10 protein-coding genes are annotated in these 9,803 nt (G+C 67.7%); 3 read left to right on the top strand and 7 right to left on the bottom strand.

The features are described from left to right. The 3 genes from NON22_RS15015 to NON22_RS15005 all read right to left on the bottom strand — a co-directional run. Positions 1-616, bottom strand: a 616-nt coding sequence (locus NON22_RS15015) for a glycosyltransferase (protein WP_257387760.1), incomplete at its 3' end; no start/stop codon positions are given. Between the two features lie 10 nt (positions 617-626). Then, positions 627-1,007, bottom strand: a complete 381-nt coding sequence (locus NON22_RS15010) for a DUF2304 domain-containing protein (protein WP_257387759.1) — start codon at positions 1,005-1,007, stop codon at positions 627-629. Then, positions 1,004-1,732, bottom strand: coding sequence for a glycosyltransferase family 2 protein (locus NON22_RS15005; protein ID WP_257387758.1), 729 nt, complete (start codon positions 1,730-1,732; stop codon positions 1,004-1,006). The genes NON22_RS15010 and NON22_RS15005 overlap by 4 nt, the downstream gene beginning before the upstream one ends. A gap of 315 nt (positions 1,733-2,047) precedes the next feature. On the opposite strand from NON22_RS15005, the gene NON22_RS15000 reads away from it, so the two are divergent. From NON22_RS15000 to NON22_RS14990, 3 genes are read left to right on the top strand one after another with little or no spacing between them, the layout of a single operon-like run. Next, positions 2,048-2,800 carry a hypothetical protein gene (locus tag NON22_RS15000; protein WP_257387757.1) on the top strand — a complete coding sequence of 251 codons (753 nt, stop codon included), beginning with the start codon at positions 2,048-2,050 and terminating at the stop codon, positions 2,798-2,800. 30 nt (positions 2,801-2,830) lie between these two features. Then, entirely contained in the window at positions 2,831-3,328 is a 498-nt protein-coding gene (locus NON22_RS14995) for a hypothetical protein (RefSeq protein WP_257387756.1), read from the top strand. Between the two features lie 54 nt (positions 3,329-3,382). Beyond that, positions 3,383-4,762 (top strand): fimbrial biogenesis chaperone, encoded by a 1,380-nt coding sequence (locus tag NON22_RS14990; RefSeq protein ID WP_257387755.1) that lies wholly within the window; start codon positions 3,383-3,385, stop codon positions 4,760-4,762. 116 nt (positions 4,763-4,878) lie between these two features. On the opposite strand, the gene NON22_RS14985 is transcribed toward NON22_RS14990, so the two are convergent. The 4 genes from NON22_RS14985 to NON22_RS14970 all read right to left on the bottom strand — a co-directional run. Beyond that, entirely contained in the window at positions 4,879-5,532 is a 654-nt protein-coding gene (locus NON22_RS14985; RefSeq protein WP_425507984.1) for a peptidylprolyl isomerase, read from the bottom strand. Positions 5,533-5,611: 79 nt separating this feature from the next. Then, positions 5,612-7,135, bottom strand: a complete 1,524-nt coding sequence (gene ppx / locus NON22_RS14980) for an exopolyphosphatase (protein WP_257387754.1) — start codon at positions 7,133-7,135, stop codon at positions 5,612-5,614. A gap of 68 nt (positions 7,136-7,203) precedes the next feature. Next, positions 7,204-9,291, bottom strand: a complete 2,088-nt coding sequence (gene ppk1, locus NON22_RS14975) for a polyphosphate kinase 1 (RefSeq protein WP_257387753.1) — start codon at positions 9,289-9,291, stop codon at positions 7,204-7,206. Beyond that, on the bottom strand, positions 9,288-9,803 hold a 516-nt coding region (locus NON22_RS14970), incomplete at its 5' end, for a PstS family phosphate ABC transporter substrate-binding protein (protein ID WP_257387752.1). The genes ppk1 and NON22_RS14970, both read right to left, overlap by 4 nt.

The following is a 9,803-nucleotide window of genomic DNA, read 5'->3' as shown; positions in this document are numbered from 1 at the left end:
GCCCCACGGCGAGCAGCCGCCGCCGGCCGGCCGGCCACAGCGGCGCGGCCGGCAGCGGCGCAGCGGCTTCGCCGAGCGCGAGCGGCACGACGACGGTCTTGTCGTGCCAGGGTGCCAGCGCGTGGCTCGCGTCGCGGTACGCCGCCGAGGTCGCGATGACGCGATCGGCGCGGCGCAACAGAGCCTGCTCCCAGGGGCGATAGAGCGGGTAGGCTGCCCGGAGCAGGCGACTGCCGCTGTCCAGCGGAATATCCGCGTGCCAGTGCACGACCCACGGCAGCCGGCGCGCGGCCGGCAGCAGCAGGGCGGCGAACGCCGAAGTGTTCGGCACGTGGATGTGCAGCAGGTCCGGCCGCTCGCGCGCGATGCAGCGTTGGAGCTGCAGCGGAAACGTGGGGCTCAGCGGCGCATAGGCGAGCTGTCCCAGACGGGCGGTCTCGACGACGTCGACGGCCCCGTCGCGGCGGCGCCGGCTGCGCCAGCTCCGCGCCGCCGAGTGCGCAAGCACGCCGACCGTGTCGCCGGCCTTTGCCTGTTCGCGTGCGAGCACGGCCGTGAAGGTCTCGATGCCGCCCGGCGCCGGCGGGTAGAACTTGCCGAGGTGCAGTACGCGCATGCGTCGCGCGTCAGTCGGAGCGAGGGGCGGATTCGGTCCGCGAGGTCATGGCCCGGCGCAGGGTAGTCAGCTCTTCCTCTAGGATCGCGAGCTTCTGGTTCAGACGCCGGATCTGGCGTTCCTGGCGCGAGCGCTCGATGTCGAGCTGCAGCAGGCGCAGCAGGATCAGCGACAGGCCGATGATGATCGGCAGCACCGGCGGATAGGCGATGCCGGTCAGATGCGCGAGCCAGTCGATCGTGCGCGGCACGAAGCCGAGCACGAGCGTCGCCGCGGCGACGATCAGCCACCAGAGCGCGTAGGGGCCGTGCAGATGGTCGCGGCGCACGAGATAGAGAATGCTGCCGGCCAGGGCCAGGCCGAGCAGGGCGGCCGTGATCTGTGCAGTCATGGCGAACCCGTCTCCAGACCGCGGCGCCGCTCGCGGGCGCCGACGCGCGCAATGCTGAGCACCGTCGTCGCGATCATGTAGCGCGCGACCGTGAACCAGGACGAGAAGATGCGGGACGCGCCGTTGCGCCGGGCGGACATCAGGGTCGGCGCCTCGGCGATGCGCAGCGCCTTGCGCCGCAGCAGTATGAGCACGCCGATGTCCTGGTAATCGATGAGGCTGGCTTCGCGCGAGGCGAGCGCGCGGATCGCGCGGCGTCCGTAGACGCGCAGGCCCGAGGTGAAGTCGGTGACGCTGAGGCCGGTGATGAAACGGAAATAGGCCCAGGCCACGCGCTTGGCCGCGCTGAGGCGTCCGGGGCAGGTGCCGATCGTGACATCGGCGCCGCTGTCGATGTGCGCCTGCAGCAGCCGCGGCAGCTGGTCCGGATGGTGCTGGCCGTCCGCGTCGAGCGTGATCACGCGTTCGTACTGGTTGCGCAGCGCGTAGCGCATGCCGGCCTGGGTCGCTCCCCAGGCGCCGAGCTGGAACGGCAGGCTGATCACGATGGCGCCGGCGGCGGCGGCGGCGGCGGCCGTTGCGTCGGTGCTGGCGTCATTGATGACCAGCACGCGGCAATCCAGGGCCGTCATGACGCCGCGCACGACCTCGCCGACCGTGGCCTGCTCGTTGCGGGCCGGGATGGCGGCGAGACAGCTGCGTGAGCCAATCTGTTGATTTGACACGGGACTCCGGCCTGCGCGAAAAGCCGATTGTCCCAATCCGCATCAATCAACGTCAACGCAAAAAAAAGTTAGTGGCCAAGTGTCCGCTGGGTGGACCCGGCTGCGTTACTAGCTTCCGAGTACCCGTGGCGGGTGCCGAATCGGTTCGCCAGAAAGTGGTGTATTCGCCCACAGATCCGTCGCTAAAGCGTTGACGGCATTTGATTGTGCTGATTAAACTTCTTTTCTGTCGGGCCCCATGAACTGATCCGTGGGCAGGAAGCGTGCTTCCGCCCGATCCAACTTGGGAGAAAACTAATGAAGGCCAATGTCATGATGAAGACGCTGTCGCTGGCGATGTTGGGTCTGGCGGGTATGACGTTTGCGGGCGCTTCGATGGCGGTTTGCCCGACCGACCCGGCCGCGCCGAACGGTCCCTGGGCCAGCAAGACGGTCAGCGCCGCGGTGCTGAACATTGTCACTCCGGGCCTCAACAGCACGGAATGCCGAGTGAATGTCGCGCTGAACTCGGGCGCCGCCCTGTTCGCGAAGTCCATCGTCACCGACACGACGCCGGAAAACGAAGGCCGCTACCGCGCCCGTTTCTACGTCGACACGACAACGCCGGCCGGCCTGACCAGCGTGCTGCGCTCGGTCAAGCTGTTCAACGCTTCGGCGACCACGGCCCCGGCCGGCCTGTCGTCCGAAGAAATCAACATCACCCTGTCCGGTTCGGGCGGCGTGCCGTCGGTCACGTTCACGATCGCCGATTCCAGCCAGGCTTCGAACCTGCGCTCGGTCACCGTGCCGCTGCCGAACCCGAACGGCGTGAACCGCATCGAGTTCGATCTGGGCCAGGGTGCCAGCGCCCAGTTCCGTTACTGGGTGCATGCGGGTAACGTCGCCTCCAGCGATGCGAGCCCGACGGGCACGATTACCGGCGTGAACAACAGCGGTTGGTCGGGCATCACCCAGGCCTCGCTCGGTGTGTTCGCGGCCAGCGCGCAGTATCGCTCCTCTTACGGTCCGACCGACGTGATCGGACTGGACGAGTTCGATTCGCGCCGTCAGACCTTCATCGGTCAGTAAATTCCAATAACTATTCAGGAGTGCTCGTCAATGCGTTCTAAACTGATTGTTGCCACGCTCGCCGCGGCATGCTCGATGTTCTCGGCCGGCGCGTTCGCGGCGGCGTGCAATGCCACCGCCGGCACCATCTCGGCTCCGGGCACCATCAACGGCGACACCTGCGCCGCCGCCGACCAACTCGTCCAGACCTGCGGTGACACGACGCCGATCGGCAACGCCCGCGACGCGATCTATCAGGTTGCCCTGGGCGCGACCAACACGGCGACCTTCTCGGTCAACGGCACTGGCTTCAATCCGTACATCGCGCTGATGAACGGCCCGGCCTGCAACTCGGTCAACACCTGCCCGGGTGAGAACGCCGGCAACGCCGGTGCGGCGGTCACGGTCGATCCGGCCGACAACCTGCCGGCCGGCACCTACTTCGTGTTCATCACCGACCAGGGTGGCGCTGCTGGTGCCTGCGGCACGTTCGCGCTGACGACGACGCCGGTCCTGCCGGTCTCGCTGCAGAACTTCTCGGTCGAGTAAGAACCGTCGTTCGCTTTACTTATGGGGGCCCGTCTGCAAAGACGGGCCTTTTTTATGCGCAAAATTGCTCTTTCTTTACTCCTTGCGTCGATTGGTTTCGAGGCGCAGGCGGCGCTGGTCGTCGATCCGGTCCGGCTGCCCGACCTCTATCAGTTCCAGCGTACGACGGCGAGCGTCGTGGTCGTCAACGACGGCACCAAGGCCGTGACCATCAGGCAGGTGCGGCCGCTGCGATCCGGCGACCGCGTGATTTCGTTTCCGACGAGCATCGCGCCTGCGGCGAGCGCCAGCATCGACGTCGAAATCGACGCTGCCAACGACTACGGCTCGGCGGTGCATTCCTTTCATATCGACACCGCGGACTCCGCTGACGCGGTGATCGCGCGCGTGGCGCTGTTCGCCCAGTCGGTTCTCGAGAACGGCCGTACGGTCGTCGAGTTCGGCGCCGTCAAGGCTGCCGAGGTCGGCAAGGCCCAGGCCGTGTTCGAGCTCAGGAGCGACGACATTCCCGATCTGGCGATCGAGCAGGTGCTCGAGGCGCCGCCGTTCGCCCGGGCCGACCTACAGCCGGACAAGCGATCGGTGCGTCTGACCCTGGACAAGGTCGACTACTACGGCATGCACCGGGCCAATCTCAAGCTCAAGCTCAATTCGACGCTGCAGACCCAGGCCTGGGGCGAGATCGTCGCGGACGTGCGCGGCGACGTAGTGCCTTCGGCCAATCCGTTTCCGCTGGAACTGGTGCTGGCCAACAAGCCCAACGAGTACATCGTCGTGCTGCGCCACGAGGGCCAGGGCAAGTTCTCCGTCGGCAAGCCGAGCTTCGAGCGCATCAAGGGCAAGGCCGCGGTCGAGCCCTGCGCCGGCAAGGCCGCCGACTGCAAACAGGTCCGCTTTTCGATCGACAAGGACAACACGCCCGGTCGTCTGAACGGTACGCTGATCGTCCCGCTCGGCGACAAGCAGCCGCCGCTCAAGATCGACCTCTACGGGCTGATGCTCAAGGACGACTCCAACGTCGTGAAGGTGGACGGCGACAAGCTGATGGCGCAGGCCGCCGAATCGGCCGGCGAGGACGGCAAGGTCGAGCAGCCGTTCATGGCCCAGTTCAAGCAGGCCATCGATACGCGCGACAAGACCGTGAACCAACCCGTTCCGCCGGGCACGGGACCTTTGCTGCGCTGGCAGGCGACGCCGCACAACGGCGTGCACGGCTATGCGATCTACCGCGCGCGCGCCGCGCAGGGACCGTTCGAACGCCTCACGCGCGACGTCATTGCGCAGGTCGAGCCCGAGGAAGGCGGCAGCGTCAACTATGCCTGGCGCGACGACACGGCCGTCAAGGGCACGCAGTACTGGTACTACGTCGGTGCCGTCATGACGAATGGCAGCAAGAAGAAGATCTCCGAGCCGATGGCCGTTACGGCCAAGTAAGCGCGGAACCCGGTGCCGGCACCGAGCGCGCCCCGCCGGCCGAGGAGCGCTTCCTCAGAAGCAACGAACGCCCCTTGCGGGGCGTTCGTTGCGGCAGCGCAGGCGGGCGCCGCCGATCAGTCGGCCTTGATTTCGGCCTTGTCGATCGTGATCGCGACCTTGGGCACGTCGCCCGGCAGCGGCCCCTGGGCCGAGACTTCGACGGCCTTGATCTTGTCGACCACATCCATGCCGCCGACGACCTTGCCGAACACCGCATAGCCGTAGGTCATGCCGCTCTGGTCGCTGACGTAGTCCAGGCGCTTGTTGTCGACGACGTTGATGAAGAATTGCGCCGTGGCCGAGTGCGGGTCGCTGGTGCGGGCCATCGCGACCGTGCCCTTGAGGTTCGACAGACCGTTGTTGGCCTCGTTCTGGATGGCCGGACGCGTGAGCTTCTGCGTCAGGTCCTTCGTGAAGCCGCCGCCCTGGATCATGAAGCCGTTGATGACGCGGTGGAACACCGTGCCGTTGTAGAAGCCGTCCTTGGTGTACTGCAGGAAGTTCTCGACGGTCTTCGGCGCCTTGTCCGGATAGAGCTCGAGCGTGATGTCGCCCATCGATGTGTGCAGCACGACCTGAGGATGCGCCGGCTTGGCGGCCTCGGCCGGGGCTTCGGTTTTCGCCGCGGCGGGCTTGGCCTCGGCTTTCGGCGCCGGCTTGGGCTGGTTCTGCGCTCCGGCGGCGAGCGGCAGCAGCAGGGCGAAGGCGAGCAGATGGTGCTTGAGCACGGAAGGAACTCCTGCAAAGTGGGGTTGCAATGATACGCGGCAAAACCCGCGTGCGGCAGCGATGCGGTCCCGCCCGGCGCTAGACCTTTTCCGCGGCGCGCAGTTGCAGCTTCACGCCGAGATCCTTGAGGTGTTCGCGTTCCTGGTCGAGGTCGGCCACGGTCAGCGGATGCTGGGCCAGCCAGTCGCGGCCGAGCTTGAGTTCCAGCCCGCGGTCGTCGGCGCGCACGGTCAGGGCCGGCAGGCGCTCGGCGCTGCGTGCGCGATGCAGCAACACCGCCAGACGCAGCAGCGCGGTGACGCGCGCGGCCGTGCGGCGCAGGCGCTCGGGCAGGGCGGTCAGCGCCTCCTGGTCGGGCTTGCGCCGGTGGCAGCGCAGTATCGTGGCCAGGAAATCCTGTTCCTGGCGCGTGAAGCCGGCCAGGTCCGAATGGCGCATCAGGTAGGCGCCGTGCAGATGATGCTGGCTGTGCGCGATCGCGATGCCGATCTCATGGATGCGCGCGGCCCAGCGCAGCCAGTCCAGCGCATCGCCGTCGAGCTGCCAGGCGTCGGCGATCTGGTCGAACAGCAACTGGGCCGTGGACTCGACGCGGCGCGCCTGCGCGCGGTCCACGTCGTAGCGGCGCACGAGCGACTCGATGCTCGCCGTGCGCGGGTCGCGCTGTTCGGCGCGGCCGATCAGGTCGTAGAGCAGGCCTTCGCGCATCGCCGTTTCGCAGACCTGCATGCGTTCGAGCTCGAGCGCGACGAAGGCGGCCTCGAGAATCGCGATGCCGCCGGCGATGACGCTCTGGCGCTCTTCCGACAGGCCGAGCAGGCGCAGCTTGTCGATGCTGCCGGCCGCGAGCAGTGCCTCGCGCAGGCGTTCGAGGCTGCCGCGCGTGATGCCCGCGTCGCTCCAGCCGTTGGCCTGGACTATGTTGCCGATCGCACGGATCGTGCCCGAGGATCCCACAGCTTCGCCCCAGCCGCGCGCGCGGTAGTCGGCGGCGAACTGCTGCAGCTCCACGCCGATCTCGGTCTGCGCCTGGCGCCAGCGCTTGCTCGTGAGCTTGCCGTCGGCGAAGAAGCGCAAGGTGCTCGCGACGCAGCCCATCTGCAGGCTTTCGGTCTCCAGCGCTTCCATGCCGCGGCCGATGATGAATTCGGTGCTGCCGCCGCCGATGTCGATGCACAGGCGCGGCTCGTGCAGCTCCGGAAGGCCATGGGCCACGCCGAGATAGATCAGGCGCGCTTCCTCGCGGCCCGAGACGATTTCGATCGGATGGCCCAGCGCGGTTTCCGCCGGCAACAGGAACGCATGCGGCGCGCTCATGCGGCGCACCGTGTTCGTCGCGACGGCGCGTACGCGCCCCTGCGGCAGCGCGCGCAGGCGCTGGCCGAAACGTGCGAGGCACGCCAGCGCACGGTCGCGACGGGTGCTGTCGAGGCTGCCGTCGCGCTGCAGGCCGGCCGCCATGCGCACGCTGTCGCGCAGACGGTCGATCACGCGCAACTCGCCGTGCTGATAGCGTGCGACGACCATGTGATAGCTGTTGGAACCCAGGTCGACGGCGGCGAGCAGCTCGCCGTCCTGGATGGGCTTCTGGCCGTTGGGCACGCGAACCTCAGGGTCGGGTGGGCCGGCGGATTCTGCCACGGCGGCCGCGCACGCGGGCGGCCGTCGCGCTACATGCAGAGCTTCGCGAGCAGGGCGAGCTGGGCCGAGTGCGGCATCTGTTCGCCCGGCTCGGTGCGCACGTAATTGCCGTCGGGCTGCAGTATCCAGGCCTGCGTGTTGTCGGCGAGGAAGTTCGCCAGCGCTTCATCGTAGACGCGCTGCGCGAGGTTCGCGTCGAGGATAGGGAAGCAGGTCTCGATACGGCGCAGCAGGTTGCGCTCCATCCAGTCGGCGCTCGCACAGTAGATCTCGGCGGCGCCGTCGTTGGCGAACCAGTAGACGCGGCTGTGTTCGAGGAAGCGGCCGATGACCGAACGTACGCGGATGTTCTCCGACACGCCCGGGATACCGGGGCGCAGCGCGCAGGCACCGCGCACGATCAGGTCGATCTGCACGCCGGCGGCCGATGCCGCATAGAGCTGCTGGACCACGCCGGCTTCGTTGAGCGCATTCATCTTCGCGATGATGCGCGCGGGACGGCCGGCCTGGGCGTGGGCGATCTCGCGCTCGATCTTCTCGAGCAGACCCTTGTGCAGAGTGAACGGCGACTGCAGCAGGCGCTTGAGCTTGACCGTCGTACCGAGCCCCGACAGCTGCTGGAACATCTTGTGCACGTCCTCGCCGATGTCCGGCTCGGCCGTCATCAGGCCGAAATCGGTGTACACGCGCGAGGTGATCTGGTGGTAGTTGCCGGTCGACAGATGCACGTAGCGGCGCAGGCGGCCCTGTTCGCGGCGCACGATCAGCAGCATCTTGGCGTGGGTCTTGTAGCCGACCACGCCGTAGACGACCTGCACGCCGGCTTCCTGCAGGCGGTTGGCCAGGCGGATGTTGGCCTCTTCGTCGAAGCGCGCGCGCAGCTCGACGACGACGGTGACGTCCTTGCCGTTGCGCGCTGCCTCGATCAGATGATTGACCAGCGGCGAATGGTCGCCGACGCGGTACAGCGTCTGCTTGATCGCGAGCACTTCCGGGTCCTGGCTGGCCTGGCGCACGAGGTCGATGACCGCGCCGAAGGACTCGAACGGATGGTGCAGCAGCACGTCCTGCTCGCGGATCACGTCGAGCACGTTCTGACCCGCGGCGAAGGCCGGCGCGACGCGCGGAGTGAACTTGGGGAACTTGAGATCGGGCCGCTCGACCTGGTCGTAGATCGCGTTGATGCGGTTGATGTTGACCGGACCCGCGCAGCGGTAGACGTCCTGCTCGGTCAGCTCGAAGTTCGCCATCAGCATTTCGGTGATGGACTTCGGGCAGGCCTCGGCGATCTCCAGCCGCACCGGATGCGCATAGCCGCGGCCGGCCAGTTCGTCCGACAGCGCCGTGGCGAGGTTCTCGACTTCGTCCTCGTCGACGACGAGCTCGGAGTTGCGCGTCACGCGGAACTGGTAGGAGCCTTCCACGCGCATGCCCGGGAACATCTCGTCGATGAACTGCTGCAGCAGGCCGGCGAGGAACACGAAATCGTAGGGGCCGTCGGACACTTCGGCCGGCAGCCGGATGATGCGCGGCAGCGAGCGCGGCGCCCGCACCAGCGCCATGTGGCCTTCGCGGCCGAACGCGTCCTTGCCCTTGAGCACGACGGCGAGGTTCAGGCTCTTGTTGAGAATGCGCGGGAACGGATGCGCCGGATCCAGTCCGAGCGGTGACAGCACCGGCAGGATCTCGTTCTGGAAATAGCCCTGCAGCCAGCGCTTCTGCTTGACGGTCCACTTGTCGCGCGTGACGAAGCGTATGCCTTCGTCGCCGAGCGCCGGCAGCAGCACGTCGTTCCAGAACGCGTACTGCGCGCGCACGAGCTCGAGCGCGCGCGCGCGGATGCGGGTCAGCGTCTCGCTCGGCGACAAGCCGTCGGGCCCCGGAAATGGCGTGTTCAGCGCGAGCTGCTGCTTGAGCACGGCGACGCGGACCTCGAAGAACTCGTCGAGGTTGCTGTTGGAGATGCACAGGTAGCGCAGCCGCTCCATCAGCGGCACGCGCGGATCCTGAGCCTGCGCCAGCACTCGGAAATTGAATTCGAGCTGGGCCAGTTCGCGGTTCAGGTACAGCGCCGGGTCGGCGAGGTCGCGCTGCATGGCGCCGTTGAGCAAGGTCATTGCAGTTGCCCCGATTCCTGCGACACGTCGGCCGCCGGTAGTGCGACGAATCCGTGGCGTACGGCGATTTCCTGGGCGCGCGGGCTCAATGCGAAGCGCAGGAAGGCGGCGACTTCCGGACTCGGCCGACCGTCGTCGGCGCGGTTGAAATACAGATACAGCGGACGCGCCAGAGGATAGCGCCCCGCGATGACAGTTGCCGCATCCGGCAGCACCGCAGCCGCGCCGCCGCGCGCCAGCGGCAGCACGCGGACCAGGCCGTTGACGTGACCGAGTCCGGCATAGCCCACCGCGTTGCGCGTGTGCGCGACGGCCGCGACGATGGCGCCGGCGCCCGGAAACTGCACCACGTCGGCGCGGTAGCCGCCGCCGCAGAGCGCGGCCTGCTGGAAAAATTCAAAAGTTCCCGATGCGGTATTGCGGCCGAGGCGCAGCAGCGGCTGCGCGGCCAGCGGGCCGCCGACGCCGAGTTCGCTCCAGCGCGCCGCGCCGGCGCCGCCGCAGGCCGGATC

The organism is Tahibacter caeni (assembly GCF_024609805.1).
GTDB lineage: Bacteria > Pseudomonadota > Gammaproteobacteria > Xanthomonadales > Rhodanobacteraceae > Tahibacter > Tahibacter caeni.
The sequence above is the reverse complement of the archived record's forward strand: the minus strand, read 5'-3'. Positions and strand labels throughout refer to the sequence as shown.

What these genes read in the sequence shown, in the direction of transcription:
- NON22_RS15010 (WP_257387759.1), bottom strand. Translation starts at nt 1,007, where the DNA reads ATGACTGCACAGATCACGGCCGCCCTGCTCGGCCTGGCCCTGGCCGGC.
- NON22_RS15000 (WP_257387757.1), top strand. Translation starts at nt 2,048, where the DNA reads ATGAAGACGCTGTCGCTGGCGATGTTGGGTCTGGCGGGTATGACGTTT.
- NON22_RS14995 (WP_257387756.1), top strand. Translation starts at nt 2,831, where the DNA reads ATGCGTTCTAAACTGATTGTTGCCACGCTCGCCGCGGCATGCTCGATG.
- NON22_RS14990 (WP_257387755.1), top strand. Translation starts at nt 3,383, where the DNA reads ATGCGCAAAATTGCTCTTTCTTTACTCCTTGCGTCGATTGGTTTCGAG.
- ppk1 (WP_257387753.1), bottom strand. Translation starts at nt 9,291, where the DNA reads ATGACCTTGCTCAACGGCGCCATGCAGCGCGACCTCGCCGACCCGGCG.